This is a genomic window from Bacillus sp. LBG-1-113 (assembly GCF_020708615.1).
GTDB lineage: Bacteria > Bacillota > Bacilli > Bacillales > Bacillaceae > Bacillus > Bacillus mojavensis.
This window is the reverse complement of the sequence record NZ_JAJFDG010000013.1, coordinates 1-23884: the sequence shown is the minus strand read 5'-3', so window position 1 is coordinate 23884 and position 23884 is coordinate 1. Positions and strand designations below refer to the sequence as shown.

Annotated in this window: 39 protein-coding genes, 1 rRNA gene and 1 pseudogene; 39 read left to right on the top strand and 2 right to left on the bottom strand. The window is 42.3% G+C overall.

From position 1 onward, the window contains the following. Positions 1-24 precede the first annotated feature (24 nt). From rplB to salA, 37 genes and pseudogenes are all read left to right on the top strand, one after another. Positions 25-858 (top strand): 50S ribosomal protein L2, encoded by an 834-nt coding sequence (gene rplB / locus LJF29_RS19855; RefSeq protein WP_010332771.1) that lies wholly within the window; start codon positions 25-27, stop codon positions 856-858. A gap of 57 nt (positions 859-915) precedes the next feature. Beyond that, entirely contained in the window at positions 916-1194 is a 279-nt protein-coding gene (gene rpsS / locus LJF29_RS19850; protein WP_003156472.1) for a 30S ribosomal protein S19, read from the top strand. Positions 1195-1210: 16 nt separating this feature from the next. Then, on the top strand, positions 1211-1552 hold the full coding sequence (gene rplV, locus LJF29_RS19845; protein WP_010332772.1) for a 50S ribosomal protein L22: 342 nt from the start codon (positions 1211-1213) through the stop codon (positions 1550-1552). Positions 1553-1555: 3 nt separating this feature from the next. Continuing rightward, positions 1556-2212, top strand: a complete 657-nt coding sequence (gene rpsC / locus LJF29_RS19840; RefSeq protein ID WP_010332773.1) for a 30S ribosomal protein S3 — start codon at positions 1556-1558, stop codon at positions 2210-2212. 1 nt (position 2213) lies between these two features. After that, positions 2214-2648, top strand: a complete 435-nt coding sequence (gene rplP / locus LJF29_RS19835) for a 50S ribosomal protein L16 (RefSeq protein WP_003225801.1) — start codon at positions 2214-2216, stop codon at positions 2646-2648. Beyond that, positions 2638-2838, top strand: a complete 201-nt coding sequence (gene rpmC / locus LJF29_RS19830; RefSeq protein WP_003156482.1) for a 50S ribosomal protein L29 — start codon at positions 2638-2640, stop codon at positions 2836-2838. The genes rplP and rpmC overlap by 11 nt, the downstream gene beginning before the upstream one ends. A 22-nt stretch (positions 2839-2860) precedes the next feature. Then, entirely contained in the window at positions 2861-3124 is a 264-nt protein-coding gene (gene rpsQ, locus LJF29_RS19825) for a 30S ribosomal protein S17 (RefSeq protein ID WP_003178345.1), read from the top strand. Between the two features lie 41 nt (positions 3125-3165). Further along, positions 3166-3534 (top strand): 50S ribosomal protein L14, encoded by a 369-nt coding sequence (gene rplN, locus LJF29_RS19820; RefSeq protein ID WP_003225805.1) that lies wholly within the window; start codon positions 3166-3168, stop codon positions 3532-3534. 36 nt (positions 3535-3570) lie between these two features. Continuing rightward, entirely contained in the window at positions 3571-3882 is a 312-nt protein-coding gene (gene rplX, locus LJF29_RS19815; protein WP_003156486.1) for a 50S ribosomal protein L24, read from the top strand. Between the two features lie 25 nt (positions 3883-3907). After that, complete coding sequence (rplE, locus tag LJF29_RS19810; protein WP_010332775.1) at positions 3908-4447, top strand: 50S ribosomal protein L5; 540 nt, start codon at positions 3908-3910, stop codon at positions 4445-4447. A gap of 22 nt (positions 4448-4469) precedes the next feature. Next, positions 4470-4655: a 30S ribosomal protein S14 gene (gene rpsN, locus LJF29_RS19805; RefSeq protein ID WP_003156488.1), complete on the top strand. Its 186-nt coding sequence runs from the start codon at positions 4470-4472 to the stop codon at positions 4653-4655. A gap of 31 nt (positions 4656-4686) precedes the next feature. Next, entirely contained in the window at positions 4687-5085 is a 399-nt protein-coding gene (gene rpsH / locus LJF29_RS19800; RefSeq protein ID WP_010332776.1) for a 30S ribosomal protein S8, read from the top strand. Between the two features lie 30 nt (positions 5086-5115). Then, positions 5116-5655, top strand: a complete 540-nt coding sequence (rplF, locus tag LJF29_RS19795) for a 50S ribosomal protein L6 (RefSeq protein WP_010332777.1) — start codon at positions 5116-5118, stop codon at positions 5653-5655. Positions 5656-5687: 32 nt separating this feature from the next. Beyond that, positions 5688-6050, top strand: a complete 363-nt coding sequence (gene rplR / locus LJF29_RS19790) for a 50S ribosomal protein L18 (protein WP_010332778.1) — start codon at positions 5688-5690, stop codon at positions 6048-6050. A gap of 24 nt (positions 6051-6074) precedes the next feature. Further along, positions 6075-6575: a 30S ribosomal protein S5 gene (rpsE, locus tag LJF29_RS19785; RefSeq protein WP_003156493.1), complete on the top strand. Its 501-nt coding sequence runs from the start codon at positions 6075-6077 to the stop codon at positions 6573-6575. Between the two features lie 13 nt (positions 6576-6588). Then, positions 6589-6768: a 50S ribosomal protein L30 gene (gene rpmD, locus LJF29_RS19780; protein WP_003156497.1), complete on the top strand. Its 180-nt coding sequence runs from the start codon at positions 6589-6591 to the stop codon at positions 6766-6768. Between the two features lie 30 nt (positions 6769-6798). Then, positions 6799-7239: a 50S ribosomal protein L15 gene (gene rplO, locus LJF29_RS19775; RefSeq protein ID WP_003225819.1), complete on the top strand. Its 441-nt coding sequence runs from the start codon at positions 6799-6801 to the stop codon at positions 7237-7239. Position 7240: 1 nt separating this feature from the next. Then, positions 7241-8536, top strand: coding sequence for a preprotein translocase subunit SecY (gene secY / locus LJF29_RS19770; RefSeq protein ID WP_010332779.1), 1296 nt, complete (start codon positions 7241-7243; stop codon positions 8534-8536). 54 nt (positions 8537-8590) lie between these two features. Further along, positions 8591-9244, top strand: coding sequence for an adenylate kinase (locus LJF29_RS19765; protein ID WP_010332780.1), 654 nt, complete (start codon positions 8591-8593; stop codon positions 9242-9244). Then, on the top strand, positions 9241-9987 hold the full coding sequence (gene map, locus LJF29_RS19760; protein ID WP_010332781.1) for a type I methionyl aminopeptidase: 747 nt from the start codon (positions 9241-9243) through the stop codon (positions 9985-9987). Before LJF29_RS19765 ends, map begins: the two co-directional genes overlap by 4 nt. 64 nt (positions 9988-10051) lie before the next feature. Further along, positions 10052-10332: pseudogene (locus LJF29_RS19755) on the top strand (RNA-binding protein). Then, complete coding sequence (gene infA, locus LJF29_RS19750; protein WP_003156508.1) at positions 10310-10528, top strand: translation initiation factor IF-1; 219 nt, start codon at positions 10310-10312, stop codon at positions 10526-10528. Before LJF29_RS19755 ends, infA begins: the two are co-directional and overlap by 23 nt. Positions 10529-10560: 32 nt before the next feature. Continuing rightward, entirely contained in the window at positions 10561-10674 is a 114-nt protein-coding gene (gene rpmJ, locus LJF29_RS19745; RefSeq protein ID WP_003156543.1) for a 50S ribosomal protein L36, read from the top strand. A 22-nt stretch (positions 10675-10696) separates the two neighbouring features. Further along, a complete protein-coding gene (gene rpsM / locus LJF29_RS19740) occupies positions 10697-11062 on the top strand; it encodes a 30S ribosomal protein S13 (RefSeq protein WP_003156545.1) in 366 nt (121 codons plus the stop codon). 20 nt (positions 11063-11082) lie between these two features. Further along, complete coding sequence (rpsK, locus tag LJF29_RS19735; protein WP_010332782.1) at positions 11083-11478, top strand: 30S ribosomal protein S11; 396 nt, start codon at positions 11083-11085, stop codon at positions 11476-11478. A gap of 176 nt (positions 11479-11654) precedes the next feature. Next, positions 11655-12599, top strand: a complete 945-nt coding sequence (locus LJF29_RS19730) for a DNA-directed RNA polymerase subunit alpha (RefSeq protein ID WP_010332783.1) — start codon at positions 11655-11657, stop codon at positions 12597-12599. 77 nt (positions 12600-12676) lie between these two features. Continuing rightward, entirely contained in the window at positions 12677-13039 is a 363-nt protein-coding gene (gene rplQ / locus LJF29_RS19725) for a 50S ribosomal protein L17 (RefSeq protein ID WP_003225836.1), read from the top strand. A gap of 129 nt (positions 13040-13168) precedes the next feature. After that, positions 13169-14014 (top strand): energy-coupling factor ABC transporter ATP-binding protein, encoded by an 846-nt coding sequence (locus LJF29_RS19720; protein ID WP_010332784.1) that lies wholly within the window; start codon positions 13169-13171, stop codon positions 14012-14014. Then, the gene (locus tag LJF29_RS19715) at positions 13990-14859 is read left to right on the top strand and encodes an energy-coupling factor ABC transporter ATP-binding protein (protein ID WP_229150200.1); all 870 of its coding nucleotides are present in this window, start codon (positions 13990-13992) and stop codon (positions 14857-14859) included. Before LJF29_RS19720 ends, LJF29_RS19715 begins: the two co-directional genes overlap by 25 nt. Next, positions 14856-15653 (top strand): energy-coupling factor transporter transmembrane component T family protein, encoded by a 798-nt coding sequence (locus LJF29_RS19710; RefSeq protein WP_168746782.1) that lies wholly within the window; start codon positions 14856-14858, stop codon positions 15651-15653. Before LJF29_RS19715 ends, LJF29_RS19710 begins: the two co-directional genes overlap by 4 nt. A gap of 9 nt (positions 15654-15662) precedes the next feature. Then, positions 15663-16406 carry a tRNA pseudouridine(38-40) synthase TruA gene (gene truA, locus LJF29_RS19705; RefSeq protein WP_229150199.1) on the top strand — a complete coding sequence of 248 codons (744 nt, stop codon included), beginning with the start codon at positions 15663-15665 and terminating at the stop codon, positions 16404-16406. 161 nt (positions 16407-16567) lie between these two features. Continuing rightward, a complete protein-coding gene (rplM, locus tag LJF29_RS19700) occupies positions 16568-17005 on the top strand; it encodes a 50S ribosomal protein L13 (RefSeq protein WP_003241966.1) in 438 nt (145 codons plus the stop codon). Positions 17006-17025: 20 nt separating this feature from the next. Continuing rightward, on the top strand, positions 17026-17418 hold the full coding sequence (gene rpsI / locus LJF29_RS19695; RefSeq protein ID WP_003225846.1) for a 30S ribosomal protein S9: 393 nt from the start codon (positions 17026-17028) through the stop codon (positions 17416-17418). A gap of 601 nt (positions 17419-18019) precedes the next feature. Next, positions 18020-18787, top strand: a complete 768-nt coding sequence (locus tag LJF29_RS19690) for a class I SAM-dependent methyltransferase (protein WP_168746784.1) — start codon at positions 18020-18022, stop codon at positions 18785-18787. Positions 18788-18995: 208 nt separating this feature from the next. Next, positions 18996-19439: a YbaK family protein gene (locus tag LJF29_RS19685; RefSeq protein ID WP_229150198.1), complete on the top strand. Its 444-nt coding sequence runs from the start codon at positions 18996-18998 to the stop codon at positions 19437-19439. Between the two features lie 58 nt (positions 19440-19497). Continuing rightward, positions 19498-20211 carry an N-acetylmuramoyl-L-alanine amidase CwlD gene (gene cwlD / locus LJF29_RS19680; RefSeq protein ID WP_168746786.1) on the top strand — a complete coding sequence of 238 codons (714 nt, stop codon included), beginning with the start codon at positions 19498-19500 and terminating at the stop codon, positions 20209-20211. Positions 20212-20306: 95 nt separating this feature from the next. After that, positions 20307-21365, top strand: coding sequence for an iron-sulfur carrier protein/transcriptional regulator SalA (gene salA, locus LJF29_RS19675; RefSeq protein ID WP_010332791.1), 1059 nt, complete (start codon positions 20307-20309; stop codon positions 21363-21365). Positions 21366-21402: 37 nt separating this feature from the next. Here salA and gerD read toward each other — a convergent pair whose 3' ends face one another. Next, the gene (gene gerD / locus LJF29_RS19670) at positions 21403-21960 is read right to left on the bottom strand and encodes a spore germination lipoprotein GerD (protein ID WP_010332792.1); all 558 of its coding nucleotides are present in this window, start codon (positions 21958-21960) and stop codon (positions 21403-21405) included. A gap of 109 nt (positions 21961-22069) precedes the next feature. On the opposite strand from gerD, the gene kbaA reads away from it, so the two are divergent. After that, on the top strand, positions 22070-22666 hold the full coding sequence (gene kbaA / locus LJF29_RS19665) for a KinB-signaling pathway activation protein (RefSeq protein ID WP_229150197.1): 597 nt from the start codon (positions 22070-22072) through the stop codon (positions 22664-22666). Position 22667: 1 nt separating this feature from the next. On the opposite strand, the gene pdaB is transcribed toward kbaA, so the two are convergent. Then, a complete protein-coding gene (gene pdaB, locus LJF29_RS19660; RefSeq protein ID WP_229150196.1) occupies positions 22668-23432 on the bottom strand; it encodes a polysaccharide deacetylase family sporulation protein PdaB in 765 nt (254 codons plus the stop codon). A 349-nt stretch (positions 23433-23781) separates the two neighbouring features. Between pdaB and LJF29_RS19655 the strand changes: the two genes are divergently transcribed. Continuing rightward, positions 23782-23884, top strand: a 16S ribosomal RNA gene (locus LJF29_RS19655); the annotation flags it as partial.

The window sequence follows — 23884 nt, the reverse complement described above, 5'->3', positions numbered from 1 at the left end:
TAAAAAGAAGGAGGGAAATTCAAAATGGCGATTAAAAAGTATAAACCGACCTCTAATGGACGTCGTGGCATGACAACTTCAGATTTTGCTGAGATCACGACTGACAAGCCGGAAAAATCCTTGCTTGCTCCCCTTCACAAAAAAGGCGGACGTAACAACCAAGGTAAATTGACTGTACGTCACCAAGGTGGCGGACATAAACGCCAATACCGTGTTATCGATTTTAAACGCGATAAAGATGGTATACCTGGACGCGTTGCTACAGTTGAATACGATCCAAACCGTTCAGCTAACATCGCTCTAGTCAACTATGCAGACGGAGAAAAACGTTACATTCTTGCTCCTAAAGGAATTCAAGTGGGTACTGAAATCATGTCAGGTCCAGAAGCTGACATCAAAGTAGGTAATGCACTACCACTTATCAACATCCCTGTTGGTACAGTTGTGCATAACATTGAATTAAAACCTGGTAAAGGCGGACAGCTTGTACGTTCAGCTGGTACATCTGCTCAGGTTCTTGGTAAAGAAGGCAAATACGTTCTTGTACGTCTTAACTCTGGAGAAGTTCGCATGATTCTTTCTGCTTGCCGTGCTTCTATCGGTCAAGTAGGTAACGAACAGCATGAACTTATCAACATTGGTAAAGCTGGACGTTCTCGCTGGAAAGGCATCCGTCCAACAGTTCGTGGTTCTGTAATGAACCCTAACGATCACCCACACGGTGGTGGTGAAGGACGTGCGCCAATCGGACGTAAATCACCAATGTCTCCATGGGGCAAACCAACTCTTGGATTCAAGACACGTAAGAAAAAGAACAAATCTGATAAATTTATCGTACGTCGTCGTAAAAATAAATAACGGGGTTGTCTACGGTTCATATCGGACCGTAGTGCAATCACGAAGGGAGGTTCCAAAATGGCTCGCAGCTTGAAAAAAGGACCATTTGTCGATGGACACTTGATGACAAAAATCGAGAAATTAAATGAAACTGACAAGAAACAAGTCGTTAAAACTTGGTCTCGTCGTTCTACTATTTTCCCACAGTTTATTGGTCACACAATCGCAGTCTATGACGGACGTAAACACGTGCCTGTATTCATCTCTGAAGATATGGTAGGGCACAAGTTGGGTGAATTCGCTCCAACTCGTACGTACAAAGGTCATGCTAGTGATGACAAAAAAACAAGACGCTAAGAGAGGAGGCTTTTAAATGCAAGCTAAAGCTGTTGCAAGAACAGTCCGTATTGCTCCTCGTAAAGCACGTCTAGTAATGGACCTGATTCGAGGCAAGCAAGTAGGTGAAGCAGTGTCAATCTTGAACCTAACACCGAGAGCTGCTTCTCCAATTATCGAGAAAGTATTAAAATCCGCTATTGCAAATGCTGAGCATAACTACGAAATGGATGCTAATAGCCTGGTTATTACTCAAGCATTCGTTGACGAAGGCCCTACGTTAAAAAGATTCCGCCCACGTGCTATGGGACGTGCGAGCCAAATCAACAAACGTACGAGCCACATTACAATCGTTGTATCAGAAAAGAAGGAGGGATAAGTAGTGGGTCAAAAGGTAAATCCAGTCGGTCTTCGTATCGGAGTCATTCGTGATTGGGAATCTAAGTGGTACGCTGGTAAAGATTACGCTGACTTCCTGCACGAAGATTTAAGAATTCGTGAATACATTAGCAAACGACTTTCTGACGCTTCTGTTTCTAAAGTTGAAATCGAACGCGCAGCAAATCGTGTTAACATTACGATCCACACAGCTAAGCCTGGTATGGTTATCGGTAAAGGCGGTTCTGAAGTTGAAGCACTTCGTAAAGCCCTTAACAGCCTAACTGGCAAGCGTGTACACATTAACATTCTTGAAATCAAAAGAGCAGATCTTGATGCACAGCTAGTTGCTGACAACATCGCTCGTCAATTAGAAAACCGTGTTTCTTTCCGCCGTGCGCAGAAGCAACAAATCCAACGCACAATGCGTGCTGGAGCACAAGGTGTGAAAACAATGGTTTCTGGTCGTCTTGGCGGTGCAGATATCGCTCGTTCTGAATACTACAGTGAAGGAACTGTTCCATTGCACACATTACGTGCGGACATTGACTATGCAACATCTGAAGCTGACACTACTTATGGTAAGCTTGGTGTGAAAGTCTGGATCTATCGTGGAGAGGTTCTTCCTACTAAGAAGAAAACTGAGGAAGGAGGAAAATAATATGTTATTACCTAAACGCGTTAAATATCGCAGAGAGCATCGCGGAAAAATGCGTGGCCGTGCGAAAGGCGGTACTGAAGTACATTTCGGTGAGTTCGGTATCCAAGCTCTAGAAGCTTCTTGGATCACTAACCGTCAAATCGAAGCTGCCCGTATTGCGATGACTCGTTACATGAAACGTGGCGGTAAAGTTTGGATCAAAATTTTCCCTTCTAAACCTTACACTGCTAAACCACTAGAGGTACGTATGGGATCCGGTAAAGGGGCTCCAGAAGGTTGGGTAGCTGTTGTAAAACCGGGCAAAGTTTTATTTGAAATTTCTGGTGTGTCTGAAGAGGTTGCTCGTGAAGCGCTTCGTCTTGCATCTCACAAATTGCCAATTAAAACGAAGTTCGTAAAACGTGAAGAAATTGGTGGTGAATCAAATGAAAGCTAATGAAATTCGTGACCTTACCACTGCTGAAATTGAACAAAAAGTAAAGTCTCTTAAAGAAGAACTTTTCAATCTTCGCTTTCAATTAGCGACAGGACAACTTGAAAATACTGCTCGCATTCGTGAAGTGCGCAAAGCTATCGCGCGCATGAAAACTGTGATTCGTGAAAGAGAAATTGCTGCTAATAAATAATCACTGAGGGGAGGTCGTGAGCATGAGCGAACGTAACCAACGCAAAGTTTACCAAGGCCGTGTTGTTTCTGACAAAATGGATAAAACCATCACTGTTGTTGTTGAAACATACAAGAAACATTCACTTTACGGTAAACGCGTAAAATACTCAAAGAAATTCAAAGCACATGATGAAAATAATCAAGCGAAAATCGGTGACATCGTAAAGATCATGGAAACTCGTCCATTGTCTGCAACTAAACGTTTCCGTCTAGTTGAAGTTGTCGAAGAAGCTGTTATTATCTAATAAAGTTCGGAATTCTTCTTTCCGAAGGGAGGTAACAAAAAATGATTCAACAAGAGACTCGTTTAAAAGTAGCTGACAACTCTGGCGCACGTGAAGTACTTACTATTAAAGTTCTTGGTGGTTCTGGTCGTAAAACAGCTAATATTGGTGATGTAATTGTTTGCACGGTTAAACAAGCAACACCAGGAGGCGTTGTCAAAAAAGGTGAAGTCGTAAAAGCTGTTATCGTTCGCACTAAAAGTGGAGCGCGCAGAAGTGACGGTTCATACATCAGCTTCGATGAGAATGCATGTGTTATCATCCGTGACGACAAGAGCCCGCGTGGAACTCGTATCTTCGGACCAGTTGCTCGTGAATTGCGTGAAAACAACTTTATGAAAATTGTTTCTCTAGCTCCAGAAGTTATCTAATGAAATAAATGCCTTACTCAAGGAGGTGCGATCAGGATGCATGTAAAAAAAGGCGATAAAGTTATGGTTATCTCTGGTAAAGATAAAGGTAAACAAGGAACAATCCTTGCTGCTTTCCCTAAAAAGGACCGCGTTTTAGTTGAAGGTGTTAACATGGTAAAGAAACACTCTAAACCAACTCAAGCTAACCCTCAAGGCGGTATTTCTAATCAAGAGGCGCCAATTCATGTATCAAACGTTATGCCGCTCGATCCTAAAACAGGTGAAGTGACTCGCGTAGGATACAAAGTGGAAGATGGCAAAAAAGTTCGTGTGGCAAAAAAATCTGGGCAAGTTCTAGATAAATAGTATTAAAGGAAGGGAGGTCTATCTCATGAACCGCCTTAAAGAAAAGTACAATAAAGAAATTGCACCTGCTTTAATGACTAAGTTCAGCTATGACTCAGTTATGCAAGTGCCTAAAATTGAAAAAATCGTAATCAACATGGGTGTTGGTGATGCTGTTCAAAACGCAAAAGCAATCGACAGTGCTGTTGAAGAATTAACGTTTATCGCAGGTCAAAAACCTGTCGTTACTCGTGCGAAGAAATCAATTGCTGGATTCCGTCTTCGTGAAGGAATGCCTATCGGTGCGAAAGTAACTCTTCGCGGAGAGCGCATGTATGATTTCCTTGATAAACTTATTTCTGTATCTTTACCGCGTGTGCGTGACTTCCGTGGGGTTTCTAAAAAATCTTTCGACGGTCGCGGTAACTACACACTTGGTATTAAAGAACAGTTAATCTTCCCTGAAATTGACTACGATAAAGTAACAAAGGTTCGCGGAATGGACATCGTTATTGTAACGACTGCTAATTCTGATGAAGAGGCTCGTGAGCTATTAACTCAAGTAGGTATGCCGTTCCAGAAATAATCAATGAAAGGGAGGCGAAATCGTGGCTAAGAAGTCAATGATTGCGAAACAACAACGTACACCAAAGTTTAAAGTACAAGAGTACACTCGCTGTGAACGCTGCGGACGTCCGCATTCAGTCATTCGTAAATTTAAACTTTGCCGTATTTGTTTCCGTGAGCTTGCATATAAAGGACAAATTCCTGGCGTGAAAAAAGCCAGCTGGTAATCCCCAAGAAAGGGAAGGAGGTAATTATATAATGGTTATGACAGATCCAATTGCAGATATGCTGACTCGTATTCGTAATGCAAACATGGTACGTCATGAGAAGCTTGAAATTCCTGCTTCTAAATTGAAAAGAGAAATTGCTGAAATTTTAAAGCGTGAAGGTTTCATTCGTGACGTTGAGTTCGTAGAAGACAGCAAACAAGGTATCATCCGCGTTTTCTTGAAATACGGACAAAACAACGAGCGCGTAATCACTGGTCTTAAAAGAATCAGCAAACCTGGTTTGCGTGTTTATGCTAAATCTAATGAAGTACCTCGTGTACTTAACGGTCTTGGAATCGCAATTCTTTCTACATCACATGGCGTTTTAACGGACAAAGAAGCCCGTGCAAAACAAGCTGGTGGAGAAGTATTAGCATACGTTTGGTAAAAAAGTTTAACATGAATGGAGGTGTTTGGTATGTCTCGTGTAGGTAAGAAGCTACTTGAGATTCCTTCTGATGTTACAGTAACGTTAAATGATAACAATACTGTAGCTGTGAAAGGACCAAAAGGAGAATTAACTCGTACGTTTCACCCTGATATGGAGATTAAAATAGAGGACAATGTGCTTACAGTCGCTCGTCCTTCTGATCAAAAAGAGCACCGTGCCCTGCATGGTACAACTCGCAGTCTGCTTGGCAACATGGTGGAGGGCGTATCTAAAGGATTTGAAAGAGGTTTGGAATTAGTCGGTGTCGGTTACCGTGCGTCTAAATCCGGAAATAAACTTGTTTTAAACGTTGGATACTCTCACCCTGTTGAGATCGTCCCTGAGGAAGGCATCGATATCGAAGTTCCTTCTCAAACGAAAGTAGTCGTTAAAGGTACAGACAAAGAACGCGTAGGAGCTATTGCTGCTAACATTCGCGCTGTCCGTTCTCCAGAGCCTTACAAAGGTAAAGGAATCCGCTACGAAGGTGAAGTTGTTCGCCGTAAAGAAGGTAAATCTGCTAAGTAAGATCGCTTAAAGTGAAGAAAGGAGTGACCTAGATGATTACGAAAACTAGCAAAAATGCTGCTCGTCTTAAAAGACACGCTCGTGTTCGCGCTAAACTTTCTGGTACTGCTGAAAGACCGCGTCTGAACGTTTTCCGTTCAAACAAGCACATTTACGCTCAAATCATCGATGATGTAAATGGTGTAACACTTGCTAGTGCATCTACTCTCGATAAAGACTTGAACGTTGAAAGCACTGGAGATACTTCAGCTGCTGCTAAAGTTGGAGAATTAGTTGCAAAACGCGCTGCTGAAAAAGGCATTTCTGACGTAGTATTTGACCGTGGCGGATACTTATACCATGGACGTGTAAAAGCTTTGGCTGATGCCGCTCGTGAAGCTGGACTTAAATTTTAATAAAAGAAGGAGGGACACATGATTATGCGTCGTATTGACCCAAGCAAATTAGAGTTAGAAGAACGCTTAGTTACGGTTAACCGCGTAGCGAAAGTTGTTAAAGGTGGTCGTCGTTTCCGCTTCGCAGCTCTAGTCGTTGTCGGTGACAAAAACGGACACGTAGGATTCGGTACTGGTAAAGCGCAAGAAGTACCAGAAGCAATCCGCAAAGCTGTTGAAGATGCGAAAAAGAATTTAATTGAAGTACCAATGGTTGGAACTACAATTCCACATGAAATCATCGGACGTTTCGGTGCAGGTAACATCTTGTTAAAACCTGCTTCTGAAGGTACTGGAGTTATCGCTGGAGGCCCTGTACGTGCGGTACTTGAGCTTGCTGGCGTAGCTGACATCCTTTCTAAGTCTCTAGGTTCTAACACACCGATCAACATGATTCGTGCAACACTTCAAGGCTTAAGTGAACTTAAGCGTGCTGAAGAGGTTGCGAAGCTTCGTGGAAAATCTGTAGAAGAACTGTTAGGATAAGGAGGGAATATTAATGGCTAAATTAGAAATTACCCTCAAACGAAGTGTAATCGGTCGCCCGGAAGATCAACGCGTTACTGTGAGAACACTTGGTTTAAAGAAAACAAACCAAACTGTTGTTCATGAAGACAACGCTGCGATTCGTGGTATGATTAATAAAGTATCTCATTTAGTTTCTGTTAAAGAACAATAAAAATAATTGATCGGATAAGGAGGTGTCCTAATGAAACTTCATGAATTAAAACCTTCAGAAGGTTCACGCAAAACGCGTAATCGCGTAGGTCGTGGTATTGGTTCTGGCAACGGTAAAACAGCTGGTAAAGGTCACAAAGGTCAAAACGCTCGTTCTGGCGGCGGTGTACGCCCAGGGTTCGAGGGGGGACAAATGCCTTTATTCCAACGTCTTCCTAAACGCGGTTTTACTAACATTAACCGTAAGGAATACGCTGTAGTCAACCTAGACAAATTGAACGGTTTTGCAGAAGGAACGGAAGTCACTCCTGAACTTCTTCTTGAGACTGGTGTTATAAGCAAACTTAATGCAGGAGTAAAGATTCTTGGCAACGGTAAATTAGAGAAAAAATTAACTGTAAAAGCCAATAAATTCTCTGCTTCTGCGAAAGAAGCTGTTGAAGCTGCTGGCGGTACAGCTGAGGTGATCTAACTTGTTTAAAACAATCTCCAACTTTATGCGTGTGAGTGATATCCGGAATAAAATCATATTCACTTTACTCATGCTTATCGTCTTTCGCATAGGTGCGTTTATTCCTGTGCCGTATGTTAACGCTGATGTGTTACAGGCACAGTCTCAAATGGGTGTATTTGATCTTCTTAATACATTTGGCGGCGGTGCGCTTTACCAATTCTCTATTTTCGCAATGGGGATTACTCCTTATATCACAGCTTCAATCATCATCCAGCTGCTTCAGATGGATGTTGTGCCGAAGTTTACAGAGTGGTCTAAGCAAGGTGAAGTTGGCCGCCGTAAATTGGCTCAGTTCACAAGATACTTTACGATTGTCCTTGGATTTATCCAAGCGCTGGGTATGTCATACGGATTTAACAATTTAGCTAACGGATTGCTAATTGAAAAATCCGGCGTATCCACATATCTGATCATCGCTTTAGTACTCACTGGCGGAACTGCCTTTTTAATGTGGCTTGGGGAACAAATCACATCTCATGGAGTAGGCAACGGAATATCGATCATTATCTTCGCGGGGATTGTATCTAGTATTCCGAAAACGGTTGGACAAATATATGAGACTCAATTTGTCGGCAGCGACGATCAGCTGTTTATTCATATTGTGAAAGTCGCTCTTCTTGTGATTGCGATTTTAGCAGTTATTGTTGGAGTTATTTTCATTCAGCAAGCCGTACGGAAAATTGCGATTCAATATGCTAAAGGCACAGGTCGTTCACCTGCTGGCGGAGGTCAGTCTACACACCTTCCATTGAAAGTGAATCCTGCCGGGGTTATTCCTGTAATCTTTGCGGTTGCGTTTTTAATAACGCCGCGTACGATCGCGTCATTCTTTGGAACAAACGATGTGACAAAGTGGATTCAAGCCAACTTTGACAATACACATCCGGTGGGTATGACTATATATGTTGCGTTAATTATTGCCTTTACGTACTTTTATGCTTTTGTCCAGGTTAATCCTGAACAAATGGCTGATAACCTTAAAAAACAGGGTGGCTATATCCCGGGGGTTCGTCCAGGGAAAATGACTCAAGATAGAATTACGAGCATTTTGTATCGACTTACGTTTGTGGGTGCTTTATTCTTAGCCGTGATTTCCATTCTTCCTATCTTTTTCATTCAATTCGCTGGATTGCCTCAAAGTGCACAAATTGGCGGAACATCTTTGTTAATTGTTGTCGGGGTAGCCTTGGAGACAATGAAACAACTAGAAAGCCAGTTGGTGAAACGAAACTACCGTGGATTTATGAAAAACTAGAGGAAATGGATTTATCCATTCCCTCTTAATTAAGAGAGGACGGGGGAAATCCGAATGAACTTAGTCTTAATGGGGCTTCCTGGTGCCGGTAAAGGTACACAGGGCGAACGAATTGTTGAGGATTATGGAATACCTCACATCTCAACAGGAGATATGTTCCGTGCTGCTATGAAAGAGGAAACATCACTCGGACTCGAAGCAAAATCTTATATTGATAAGGGAGAGCTCGTACCTGACGAAGTCACAATTGGAATTGTCAAAGAAAGACTTGGCAAAGATGATTGTGAAAGAGGTTTTCTTCTGGACGGATTTCCGCGAACAGTCGCTCAAGCCGAAGCTCTTGAAGAAATTCTTGAAGAATATGGCAAGCCGATTGATTATGTCATTAACATTAAAGTTGATAAAGATTCTTTAATGGAACGTCTGACTGGACGCAGAATTTGCAGTGTTTGCGGCACAACCTATCATTTAGTATTTAATCCGCCGAAAACGCCGGGTGTTTGTGATAAAGACGGAGGCGAACTCTATCAACGGGCAGATGATAATGAGGAAACAGTCTCTAAACGGCTTGAGGTAAACATGAAGCAGACTCAGCCTTTACTCGATTTCTATTCTGAGAAAGGTTATCTTGTAAACGTGAATGGCCAGCAGGACATTCAAGATGTTTATGCAGATGTGAAGGATCTTCTTGGAGGATTAAAAAAATGATTATCTGTAAAACCCCTCGTGAACTTGGTATCATGCGGGAAGCAGGGCGAATCGTGGCTTTGACTCATGAAGAGTTAAAAAAGCACATTAAACCAGGAATCTCGACAAAAGAATTGGATCAAATTGCCGAACGTTTTATTAAGAAGCAGGGTGCAATCCCATCTTTTAAGGGGTATAATGGGTTTCGCGGGAGCATTTGCGTATCAGTGAATGAAGAACTCGTTCACGGCATTCCTGGCAGCAGGGTGCTGCGTGACGGTGACATCATCAGTATTGATATCGGTGCTAAATTAAATGGTTATCATGGTGACTCTGCATGGACATATCCGGTAGGAACCATCAGCGATGATGATAAAAAACTTCTGGAAGTGACAGAGGAATCTTTATATAAAGGCTTGCAGGAAGCAAAACCAGGTGAACGTTTGTCGAATATTTCCCACGCAATACAAACGTATGTCGAAAATGAGCAGTTTTCAGTTGTTAGGGAGTATGTCGGACATGGTGTTGGTCAAGACTTGCATGAGGACCCGCAAATCCCTCATTACGGTCCGCCCAACAAAGGACCACGGCTCAAACCTGGCATGGTTCTCGCTATTGAACCTATGGTGAACGCTGGCAGCCGCTATGTGAAAACTTTGGCTGATAACTGGACGGTTGTAACGGTAGATGGGAAAAAGTGTGCTCATTTTGAACATACAATTGCGATTACGGAAACGGGTTTTGATATACTGACAAAAGTCTAGATGATAACATCATTCCGAAAGCAGATGTTTTTCCGGCTTGATAGGGCAGAAGGTTCGGTTTAACATTGGCAGGAACGAATTCATCTTGCCGTTTTCGGTGGAATTGTTGATCATCATGTACTAATAGCAGACGGAGAAAAGCGTACATTTCATTCTCCTAAGAAAAAGAATATCAATCATTTTACCCTTTATGATTGCGTATCTCCGGAAGTTCAGAACAGTATAAACGAAACAGGGCGTGTGACAAACAGAAAACTGAGATTTTCTCTTTTGAAATTTGTCAGAAAGCAAGTTACTGATTTGAAGAAGGGAGAACACTTGAATGGCGAAAGACGATGTAATTGAAGTGGAAGGTACGATAGTTGAAACATTGCCAAACGCGATGTTCAAAGTTGAACTCGAGAATGGACACACTGTTTTGGCTCACGTATCTGGTAAAATCCGCATGCACTTCATTCGCATTTTACCTGGAGACAAAGTTACGGTAGAATTATCTCCATATGACTTAACTCGTGGCAGGATTACGTACCGTTACAAATAAGCACTCCGGAAACTGAAGGAGGTTGGAAACACATGAAAGTGAGACCATCAGTTAAACCAATCTGCGAAAAATGTAAAGTTATTCGCAGAAAAGGAAAAGTAATGGTGATCTGTGAAAATCCAAAGCATAAACAAAAACAAGGATAATTTATAAGGAGGTGCCCAGAGAATGGCTCGTATTGCTGGTGTAGATATCCCACGTGACAAACGTGTTGTTATTTCTTTAACATATGTCTTCGGAATTGGCCGCACAACGGCTCAGCAAGTCTTGAAAGAGGCTGGTGTTTCAGAAGATACCCGTGTGCGTGATCTTACTGAAGAAGAACTTGGTAAAATCCGTGATGTTATTGACAAACTGAAAGTAGAAGGTGACCTTCGCCGTGAAGTTTCTCTTAACATTAAGCGTCTGATCGAAATCGGAAGCTACCGCGGAATCCGCCATCGCAGAGGTTTGCCTGTTCGCGGACAAAACTCTAAAAACAATGCGCGTACTCGTAAAGGTCCGCGTCGTACTGTAGCTAACAAGAAAAAATAAGTAAGGGAGGTACCTAAACAATGGCTGCTGCTCGTAAATCTAACACGCGTAAACGTCGCGTGAAAAAGAATATTGAGTCTGGAATTGCTCATATTCGTTCAACTTTCAATAACACGATCGTTACGATCACTGACACTCATGGTAATGCTCTTTCTTGGTCTAGTGCCGGAGCTCTAGGATTCAGAGGTTCTCGTAAATCTACTCCTTTTGCTGCGCAAATGGCTGCAGAAACAGCTGCTAAAGGTTCAATCGAACATGGACTTAAAACTCTTGAGGTTACTGTTAAAGGCCCTGGTTCAGGTCGTGAAGCTGCTATCCGTGCGCTTCAAGCTGCTGGATTAGAAGTCACTGCTATCAGAGACGTAACTCCTGTTCCTCATAACGGATGCCGTCCACCAAAACGTCGCCGCGTGTAATTTGTTTGTATAGATTTTGTGTCCCTGTCAATAATGGGTTATGATACAGTTATTTATTAAACGAATGCACCGACTCGTTGCCTGAGCACATACGGGACTAAACAATGGGGAATTTCGGATGGAATCTCATATGATTCTATTCGAGGTTTCGACGTTTTGAAGGAGGGTTTTAAGTAATGATCGAGATTGAAAAACCAAAAATCGAAACGGTTGAAATCAGCGACGATGCCAAATTTGGTAAGTTTGTCGTAGAGCCACTTGAGCGTGGATATGGTACAACTCTGGGTAACTCCTTACGTCGTATCCTCTTATCCTCACTCCCTGGTGCCGCTGTAACATCAATCCAGATAGATGGTGTACTGCACGAATTCTCGACAATTGAAGGCGTTGTGGAAGATGTTACAACGATTATCTTAAACATTAAAAAGCTTGCATTGAAAATCTACTCTGATGAAGAGAAGACGCTAGAAATTGATGTACAGGGTGATGGAACTGTAACAGCAGCTGATATTACACACGATAGTGATGTAGAGATCTTAAATCCTGATCTTCATATCGCGACTCTTGGTGAGAATGCGAGTTTCCGAGTTCGCCTTACTGCTCAAAGAGGACGTGGGTATACGCCTGCCGACGCAAACAAAAGAGACGATCAGCCTATCGGCGTGATTCCGATCGATTCAATCTATACGCCAGTTTCTCGTGTATCTTATCAAGTAGAGAACACTCGTGTAGGCCAGGTTGCAAACTATGACAAACTTACACTTGATGTTTGGACTGATGGAAGCACTGGACCAAAAGAAGCAATTGCGCTTGGTTCAAAGATTTTAACTGAACACCTTAATATATTCGTTGGTTTAACTGACGAAGCTCAGCATGCTGAAATCATGGTTGAAAAAGAAGAAGATCAAAAAGAGAAAGTTCTTGAAATGACGATTGAAGAACTAGATCTTTCTGTTCGTTCTTACAACTGCTTAAAGCGTGCGGGTATCAACACGGTTCAAGAGCTTGCGAACAAGACGGAAGAAGATATGATGAAAGTTCGTAATCTAGGACGCAAATCACTTGAAGAAGTGAAAGCGAAACTAGAAGAACTTGGACTCGGACTTCGCAAAGACGATTGACTAGTTTCCCTTGTGAACTAGGATTTTCGTGTGTTTATAATTCAGAAAAAGCATTCCAATAAAGGAGGGGACATCATATGTCATACAGAAAACTAGGACGTACGAGTGCACAGCGTAAGGCTATGCTTCGTGATCTTACAACTGATTTGATCATCAATGAAAGAATCGAAACAACTGAAACACGTGCGAAAGAACTTCGCTCTGTAGTTGAAAAAATGATCACGCTTGGCAAACGCGGTGATCTTCACGCTCGCCGTCAAGCTGCTGCATACATCCGCAACGAGGTTGCTAACGAAGAAAATAACCAAGATGCACTTCAAAAATTATTCTCTGACATTGCAACTCGTTACGAGGAGCGCCAAGGTGGATACACACGTATTATGAAGCTTGGTCCTCGCCGTGGTGACGGAGCACCAATGGCAATTATCGAATTGGTTTAATCACATATTTTTGTGTATCTAAAGAAGGGCGGGACAGTTTCTAACTGGATCTATGCCCTTTTTTTAGATACTTCAACTTTTTCAATAGAGAGACAAGCAGAGTATGAGCTGAGAGGAGGCCGGTTGTCCGTGAATCAAAATCAGTTGATATCGGTAGAGGATATCGTTTTTCGATATCGGAAAGACGCAGAAAGACGAGCACTAGATAGCGTCTCCCTGCAGGTGTATGAGGGTGAATGGCTTGCAATTGTAGGTCATAACGGTTCAGGGAAATCAACACTGGCCCGGGCATTGAATGGTTTAATCCTTCCTGAATCAGGCGACATAAAGGTTGCTGGGATTCAACTGACAGAGGAGTCAGTGTGGGAAGTGCGTAAGAAGATTGGTATGGTCTTTCAAAATCCGGATAACCAATTTGTCGGAACGACAGTTCGCGATGATGTGGCTTTTGGTTTAGAAAACAATGGTGTACCGCGGGAAGAAATGATTGAGAGAGTAGATTGGGCTGTCAAACAGGTCAACATGCAGGATTTTCTTGATCAAGAGCCGCACCATCTCTCCGGAGGCCAAAAGCAGAGAGTTGCGATAGCAGGGATTATTGCCGCACGTCCTGATATTATTATCTTAGATGAAGCAACATCCATGCTTGACCCGATCGGGCGAGAAGAAGTGCTTGAAACAGTAAGACATTTAAAAGAGCAAGGTATGGCAACTGTCATCTCGATTACACATGATCTGAATGAGGCTGCAAAAGCTGACAGAATCATTGTCATGAATGGCGGTAAGAAATATGCCGAGGGTACGCCTGAAGAAATTTTCAAATTGAATAAGGAACTTGTTCGAATCGGGCTTGATTTACCCTTCTCATTCCAGCTCAGCCAGCTCTTAAGAGAAAATGGACTGGCTTTGGAAGAAAATCATTTGACTCAGGAAGGGCTGGTGAACGAGCTATGGACATTACAATCAAAGATGTAGAGCATCGCTATCAGATAAAGACGCCGTTTGAGCGCCTTGCCCTGTATGATATCAATGCATCGATTAAGGAAGGCAGCTATGTGGCCGTAATAGGGCATACAGGCTCCGGTAAATCCACTTTTCTTCAGCACCTGAATGGTCTCCTGAAGCCTACAAAGGGGCATATTTCATTAGGCAGTACTGTTATACAGGCAGGAAAAAAGAATAAAGACCTTAAAGCCCTCCGAAAAAAAGTCGGAATCGTTTTCCAATTCCCCGAACATCAATTATTCGAAGAAACAGTTCTCAAAGATATTTCATTTGGACCGATGAACTTTGGTGTAAAAAAGGAAGACGCTGAACAAAAAGCGAGAGAGATGCTGAAGCTTGTAGGTTTATCTGAAGAGCTCCTGGATAGATCACCTTTTGAATTAAGCGGAGGGCAAATGCGCAGGGTTGCAATTGCCGGGGTGCTTGCAATGGATCCTGAAGTGCTTGTTCTTGATGAACCGACAGCAGGACTGGATCCAAGAGGGCGAAAAGAGATCATGGACATGTTTTATGAGCTCCACCAACGGGGAAACCTGACGACAATTCTTGTCACCCACAGCATGGAGGATGCGGCTGCCTATGCTGATGAAATGATCGTGATGCATAAAGGAACTATCCAGGCATCAGGCAGTCCGCGAGACTTGTTCTCAAAAGGGGAAGAGATGGCCGGCTGGGGGCTGGATCTTCCGGAAACGATTAAATTCCAAAGGCAGCTGGAAGCCGCACTTGGTGTCAGATTTAAAGAGCCTCTGCTCACAATAGAAGATGCAGCTGCTGAAATCCGTGCTCTTTTTCAGGGGGAAAAGACCTTATGATGGACAGCATGATTATCGGCAAGTATGTGCCGGGTTCTTCACTTGTGCACCGGCTTGATCCACGAACAAAACTGGTTACGATCTTTTTGTTTGTCTGTATCGTTTTCCTAGCCAATAATGTGCAGACCTATGCGCTGCTTGGTTTATTTACAGCAGGCGTTGTTTCCTTAACAAGGGTTCCTTTTTCCTTTTTGATGAAAGGGCTAAGGCCTATCATCTGGATTATTCTTTTTACGTTCCTGCTCCATATTTTCATGACACATGAAGGGCCGGTTATTTTTGAACTTGGCTTTTTCAAGATCTATGAGGGCGGTTTGGTACAAGGGATTTTCATTTCCCTTAGGTTCGTCTATCTGATTTTAATGACCACTCTATTAACGCTGACAACAACACCTATTGAGATTACCGATGGTATGGAACGGCTGCTCAACCCATTTAAAAAATTAAAGCTTCCTGTTCACGAGCTGGCTCTTATGATGTCGATCTCTTTGCGGTTTATCCCAACCTTGATGGAGGAGACAGATAAGATTATGAAGGCTCAGATGGCGCGAGGCGTTGATTTTACAAGCGGACCGCTTAAAGACAGAGTGAAGGCAATTGTGCCGCTGCTAGTCCCTCTCTTTGTCAGTGCGTTTAAGCGTGCTGAAGAGCTTGCGGTTGCAATGGAGGCAAGAGGCTATCAAGGCGGAGAGGGACGCACTAAATACAGAAAGCTTGTATGGACAGCAAAGGATACTTCTGTCATCGTCAGCTTGTTCATATTGGCTGCTCTGTTATTTTTCTTAAGGGCTTAGAGGTGCTTTATGAGACTGAAATGCACGATTTCTTATGACGGACATTTGTTTAATGGATACCAAGTACAGCCGGGGAAAAGGACGGTTCAGGATGAGCTTGAGAAGGCGCTGGCTGTGCTGCATAAGTCAAAAGACAGAATCCCTGTCGTTTCCTCTGGACGGACGGACAGAGGGGTTCACGCGGCTGGACAGGTGATTCATTTTGATACACCGCTCTCTATTCCGGCTGAGAGATGGCCGTATGCTTTAAATGCACTGCTTCCGGATGATATTGCAGTCAAAACGGCAGAAATTGCGGATGATGGGTTCCATGCACGATTTAGCGCAGTTAAAAAGGAATATCGCTACTTTGTATACACGGAGAAACACCCGGACGTATTTAAACGGCATTACGCTTACCATTTTTCATATCGCCTCAATGTGCAGAACATGAGAGAAGCGGCAAAGCATCTTTTAGGAACACATGATTTTACAAGCTTTTGTGCGGCTAAAACGGAAGTGCAGGACAAAGTGAGAACGATTTATGAACTCGATTGGACTGAGACTGATGACGGCCTGCAAATGCGGATCACAGGCAGCGGTTTCCTATATAATATGGTCAGAATTATTGCGGGTACTTTGCTGGATGCAGGTATTGGAAAAATTTCTCCCGATGATGTGAAATCCATGCTGGAAGCGAAGGATCGCGAAGCAGCAGGGCGTACAGCACCGGGGCATGGGCTATATTTATGGAACGTTTACTATGACAACTAAACCAGGTGTATAATATTTTCTTGACAGAGTCTGCATAAAGTTATAAGATATCATATGGTATGTATTTCAACCCCACGATAAGCCCCGGAACTTATTGTGTTGTGAAATAGAACGTAATCGAAGTTTATTGAAAATGACAGATCATTTAGGAGGGAAATTCAATGCGTACAACACCTATGGCTAACGCAAGTACTATTGAACGCAAGTGGTTAGTTGTTGATGCTGCTGGCAAGACTTTAGGCCGTCTTTCTTCAGAAGTTGCAGCTATCCTTCGCGGAAAACACAAACCAACTTACACACCACACGTTGATACTGGAGATCATGTGATCATCATCAACGCTGAAAAAATCGAGTTAACTGGTAAAAAGTTAACTGACAAAATCTACTACCGTCACACTCAACATCCAGGCGGATTAAAATCAAGAACTGCTCTTGAAATGCGTACAAACTACCCTGAGAAAATGCTTGAGCTTGCTATCAAAGGCATGCTTCCAAAAGGTTCTCTAGGTCGTCAAATGTTCAAAAAATTGAACGTATACCGTGGTTCTGAGCATCCACATGAAGCACAAAAACCTGAAGTTTACGAACTTCGCGGTTAATTAAAAAGGAGGTTACCAATTTGGCACAGGTTCAATATTACGGTACTGGCCGTCGTAAAAGTTCTGTAGCGCGTGTGCGCTTAGTTCCAGGAGAAGGTCGTATCGTCGTTAATAATCGTGAAATCAGCGAGCACATCCCATCTCCAGCTCTAATCGAAGATATCAAACAACCATTAACTTTGACTGAAACAGCTGGCACTTATGATGTTTTAGTAAACGTACATGGAGGCGGCTTATCTGGTCAAGCTGGAGCAATCCGTCATGGTATCGCTCGTGCTTTGCTTGAAGCAGATCCAGAATACCGTGCAACACTTAAACGTGCAGGTCTTCTGACTCGTGACGCTCGTATGAAAGAACGTAAAAAATACGGTCTTAAAGGCGCTCGTCGTGCACCTCAGTTCTCAAAACGTTAATTTTACGTTTCAAAGCTCTCAACTATGGGTTGGGGGCTTTTTTTTATTTTCTTTTCAGAATAAAAGCAGAAGTGATGAAACAGGCATCTGTTTTTGGCTATTAAAATGACCCTTTTTTCATTGCTGGTCTTTCTCGCAAGGTTACGCAATCGTGTATGCTTTTAACAGTTCCCAGCACAAAATGTATCACTTTTTCAATTCAATGCTTAATGATCTATCTTGAGCGCTTGTAAACGAACGATGAATTCTATATATCCAAAAGTCCTTTGCAAATGGTATACGCATTTATTGCTTGTAATCAAAACGTTCCTTCGTTGTTGGAAATACAGACCCTTGTTTAACAAAGGGCCTATTACATCATAGGTATTCTTACAAAAGTGTCAAATGCCATAGGCAATGCAAAACGTAATGCCGGCATCAAGTGCTCTACCATTAATTTGATTTGAAAAAGTGATATTATATTCACTAGCCATAAAATCACACATCTCCTTTGTGAATTTATTGCGGTTTTATGAATTTTTTTCTGGATATGCAAAGGGAAAGCGGTATGAATATAGAAATATTTGTTATACTCTAAACATTAAAGTAAGGAGAACGATTCATGAATGCGTTAGTAGATCATAATAGCAAAGCCTGGGATCAAAAAGTAGAAACAGGCAATGAATGGACTGTTGCTGTAGAACGGCATGTCATTGAACAAGCAAAAAGAGGGAATTGGGATATCAGGTTAACCCCTATTAAAAATGTGCCAAAGGAATGGTTTCCTCCTGTAAAAGGCTTGAAGGTGCTTTGTTTGGCCTCAGGAGGTGGACAGCAGGCCCCGGTTTTGGCGGCAGCCGGAGCGGATGTCACAGTCTTAGATAACTCAGAACAGCAGCTGGAGCAGGACAGAATGGTTGCTGATCGCGACGGCTTGACCATACGTACCGTTAAAGGAAGTATGGATGATCTCAGTCAATTTGAAAATGAATCATTTGATTTCATCGTACACCCAGTTGCCAATGTTTTTGTTGAAAATATCCTGCCGGTCTGGAAAGAAGCGCACCGCGTGCTGAAAAGAAATGGCACTTTAATCTCGGGGTTTGTTAATCCAGTTGTTTTTCTGTTTGACATTGAATTAGAAGAGCAGGGCGTTTTAAAAGTAAAGCACTCCATTCCATACGCCGACTCAGAAGATCTTCCAAAACATAAGGTGAAAAAGCTGATTGAAAATAATGAAGCGCTGGAATTCGGGCATTCCTTAGAAGACCAAATTAAGGGACAGCTCGACGCCGGTTTTATCGTCACTGGTTTTTATGAAGATAAAGGCGGTTTTGTGCTGGATCAATACATTAATACATATTCTGCAACAAGAAGCATTAAAGTATGAAGGCAGCGACCTATTAGAGGGAGCTGCTTTTTATTATTGTGTTGCCTCTGCACTTACAAGCGAACTCACGTTCCTTCCTCCGCAGAAAGCTGCTTTTTTTAGATGTTCAAGTTATCAACACCTTCATTTGGGCGAATTTCCAACCGTATTCGGGCATGGTTTCACCTCCCAAACCTCAAAATAACCGGTAAAAGGAGAGTGAATTTGTATGGCAGAGGTACTGTCTTTTATGGATGTGAAACGGCAAAAGGATTTTGAATTAGAAAAAAACTTGCTTAAAGAACTCTCACTTAGACAAATCATTCAGTCTGTAAAGGCCTGTCTTACTCCGTTATTTCCATTTTTGCAGGATGAAAGGGACGTTATAACTGAAGGCTGTATTGATTTTGCGATAGAAGCCTATTTGTTAGGCGGGCGTTTTGGGGTTTTCGGGTATTATGGAGAATCTATGCAAAGTGTTAGTGCCCGCTCTGCAAGGGAAGAAGAAGAGCTTCGTATGGAGTTTTTTGAATACCTTTATCATTGGACACATGAGCAATACTCAACATTTGATAAAAACACAATATATGAAGCAGCGCGAAAATTCATCAAAGATTGGTGGACAGAAGGGTTTGTCCAAAGAGAAAAACAATGTAAGCTTCGTATGCGTTAATCATATTTCCCACCCCTGTCCCATACTTATGTAATAACGACAAGCGGGAGGGGAAGGGATGAGGAAAAAGCTTAAATGGCTCAGTTTTATGCTAGGCTTTATCGTATTACTGTTTCTATTCAAGTATCAATTCAACAATAGCGATTCTTGGAATCCGTGGAGTCTGCCTTTGAGCGGGAAAATTATTTACCTTGATCCAGGTCATGGCGGGCCGGACGGAGGAGCAGTAGGCGGCAAGCTGTTAGAGAAGGATATAACTCTGGAGGTGGCCTTCAGAGTCAGGGATTATCTTCAGGAACAAGGGGCCCTAGTGGTGATGACTAGAGAAAGTGACACCGATCTAGCTCCTGAAGGGACAAGAGGCTATAGTAAGCGAAAAGGGGAAGACTTAAGACAGCGAGTGAAATTAATTAACAACTCAGAGGCTGAGCTCTACCTTAGCATTCATCTTAATGCAATCCCGTCACAAAAATGGAGCGGAGCCCAAAGCTTTTATTACGGAAAATACGAGGAAAACGAGAAAATTGCAAAATACATTCAGGATGAGTTGAGAACAAACCTAGAGAATACAACCCGAAAAGCAAAGCGAATCCATGGAATTTACTTAATGCAAAACGTCACAAAACCAGGTGCGCTTGTAGAAGTCGGTTTTTTATCCAATCCTGGCGAAGCTAAGATGCTGGGAAAACCAAAATATCAGGACAAAGTGGCATCTTCCATATATAAAGGAATATTGAGATACTTTACAGAAAAAGGTGACCCTCCGGAGTAAAGGAGGGTTTTCTCATGGTTCTAAGCATAAGACACCCGCTGTTTATGTATGATATAATACTGTTTGTAAACGAATACACAAAAGGGTGAGGTTCGATGATAAGAGAAGATGAAGTAAGAAAACTAGTCGGTGAAATGCGCGAACCTTTTCTTCAAAGACCTCTGGGAGAATTGGATGCCGTTAAGGAAGTAAAAATAAAGCCTGAAAAACGGCATGTCAGTGTGAAAGTGGCTCTTGCAAAAACCGGGACAGCAGAACAAATGCAGGTTCAGCAAGAAATCGTAAATGTCTTAAAAGGGGCAGGCGCTGAGACGGTAGGCCTTCGATTTGAAGAGCTGCCTGAAGAAACAGTTGCGAAATTTCGGGCGCCGTCAACTGAGAAAAAAACATTGTTAACTATGGATAACCCGCCGGTCTTCCTTGCTGTAGCAAGCGGAAAAGGTGGAGTAGGCAAATCAACTGTGTCAGTGAACCTTGCTATTTCTCTGGCTCGGCTTGGGAAAAAGGTCGGTTTAATTGACGCGGATATCTATGGCTTTAGTGTGCCGGATATGATGGGCATTACAGTGCGTCCAACAATTGAAGGAGACAAACTGCTCCCTGTTGAACGCTTCGGGGTAAAAGTCATGTCGATGGGCTTTTTCGTTGAAGAAAATGCTCCTGTCGTCTGGAGAGGCCCGATGCTGGGCAAGATGCTCAACAACTTTTTCCACGAAGTAGAATGGGGAGAAGTAGACTATATCGTTCTCGATCTTCCGCCTGGAACAGGGGACGTCGCACTTGATGTACATACGATGCTTCCGAGCAGTAAAGAAATTATCGTGTCAACGCCGCATCCGACTGCAGCCTTTGTTGCGGCCAGAGCGGGATCTATGGCTATTAAAACAGATCATGAGGTCGTTGGCGTCATAGAGAACATGGCTTATTATGAAAGTGCAAAGACTGGGGAAAGAGAATATGTCTTTGGCAAAGGCGGCGGAGATAAACTTGCTGAGGAGCTTAAAGTGCCTTTGCTCGGCAGAATACCGTTAAAGCAGCCTGATTGGGATAAAGACCAATTTGCTCCGTCTGTTTATGACGCAAGCCATCCAATCGGTGAAATATATCATGACATTGCAAAAAAAGTCGTTGAAAAAATGGAAGTGCAAATATAAAAAAGGCTAACCGGGATTTTTTGATCCCGGCCCCCCTTTACTCACCTTCTTTAGCTGTTTCAGCTGCTGCTTTTTTCAGTTCATCTTCGAACTGTTTTTTGTAAAGCGGACTAGAAAGTGTTTCGGTAATTACTTGTTCTAAATAACTGCGGAATTCTTGGCTTTTTGCCAGTTCGCTGTATTTTTTATTCATTCCAGGGTCCTGCATAACACTCATCAGCATTTTCTGATAATCCGGATCCTTCATCAGCTTTTTAATTACTTTTTCATGCTCTGTTTGAAGGGTTTTAGCAAAGCTTTCCGCAAATTCAGTGTCTTCAAAGATGTTTTTCCAAAAATCCGCACCTTTTTTAGAGGTGAGTGTTTTTTCTATTGTTCCTTTAATGGCATCCTGATCAATCACCAGTGCTTCATTCATCGCATCATCGTTTAATAATTCCTTAATTGCTTTCTTTCCATCATCTGTTTTTAATATATCAACAACCATTTTTTTGGTCTGATCATAATCCATATCCGCTGCTTGGTCTTTTGGAGCGCAAGCTGTTACAGATAATATCAAAAAACAGCCCATCAATAGCGTTTTGGCTTTTGACATGCTTAAGCTCCTTTCACATACTTATCTTACTTTTAATATGATTCATCCGGTTGGAATTATACATAACAAAATATCGCGATCTGCGATTTTTGAGGGGTTGAATAAAGAAATGAAAAGCCGTGGCTTAGTTCGTTTTTTCTTTTCTATTTTAGCTGTCGGAGCGGTTATCACGAGTATTGTGGGTTTTGCTTTAAAATGGGGGGAGTATAAGGAGCTGTTTCTGAATTTTGAAGCGGGCCAGATTTTCTCTGTTTTATTTTGGTTTATCGGTGTCGGCATGATTTTTAGTGTCATCAGTCAAATGGGCTTTTTCGTATTTTTAACAGTCCACCGGTTTGCTCTCGAAATATTAAGATCTTCATCTTTATGGAATTTACTGCAGCTGTTTTTGATCCTGTTTGTCGCTTTTGATTTAATGTACGTGCGGTTTTTATTTTTTGGAGATAGCGGAGAATCAATGGCTGGCTATGCTTGGCTGCCGTTATTTTTAATGATCTTCGGTTTGCTTACCGCGTATATAAAACAAAAGCAGTCCTCAAAGAAAACGTTTGTGTCATCTTTATTTTTAATGGTTGTGATTACTGCATTGGAATGGTTTCCTGCGCTCAGAGTAAATGATGAGGACTGGCTTTACTTAATGCTCTTTCCGTTAATGGCGTGTAATGCTTTTCAATTACTGATGCTGCCGAAGTTTGCAGCGAAATGATTTATTTTACCTCGGCGGATTTAGCATCTGTGTTTGCTATGAGATCTCCCACGTTGACATTTTTTAAGCCTTTTTCTCTTATATGATGGATAATCTCAGGCAGGGCTTCTTCTGTTTGTTTAGCGGAGTCTGAGGCGTGTAAAAGAATAATGTCTCCTCCTGAAACTTGACGGTTTACATTATCGACGATTTTTTCAACACCTGGATTCGTCCAGTCATGGGAATTCACACTATAGTGAACGACTGTATAGTTATACTGCTTTGCGATTGATAGGACATTTTTATTGAACTGACCGGTAGGAGGTCTTAATAGCCGTATGTCTTTAATTCCTAGTTTTTCAAAGGCGGTCTGCGCTCGATTAATGTCCTTTTTTATTTCACTATCCTCTAGATTTGCATAGTTTTTATAAGCATAACCCATACTCCCTATTTGATGGCCGTCCTTTACAATGCGAGCCACCGTGTCCGGGTGGCGTTCGGCCCAAGAAGCGGAAAGAAAAAAAGTCGCGTTTTTGATGCCGTTGGCTTTCAGGGTATTAAGAATAGGCTCGGCTTTTTTATCGCCCCAGCTGATATCAAAGGTAAGAGCAATGTCTTTTGAATCTGTTTCTCCTTTATAAATGGCTTTCGGTCCGCTGTCAGTCGAAAACACAGGGAGCGGCACAGCTCTTTGAATATAAAAAAAGCTGGCTGCAGCAAATGCGGCGATAAGTATAATAATCAATTGTTTAACGCGTTTTATGTGCCACACATAGAAGTGATTCACTGATGATGCCTCCTTATCTTGTCCATCATTCTTGTGTTACATCTTATGTGCCTGGCCAAATGAATATAACTGTTAAAAGTCTCTTTAAAACCAGATTAATTTAGTTATTGACCTTTTAATAGTAACCATGTTATATTATTATTCGTCGCTGATGAACAGCTGACAACAAATAAAAGCTTCATTAACCTTTTAAAAAAGGTGTTGACTTAAAAGAAGCTGAATGTTATAGTAATAAAGCTACTTCGTTAAGAAGCATGATGATCTTTGAAAACTAAACAAGACAAAACGTACCTGTTAATTCAAGTTTTAAATAAATCGCGCAGCAATGTGCGTAGTCAGTCAAACTACTTTATCGGAGAGTTTGATCCTGGCTCAGGACGAACGCTGGCGGCGTGCCTAATACATGCAAGTCGAGCGGACAGATGGGAGCTTGCTCCCTGATGTTAGCGGCG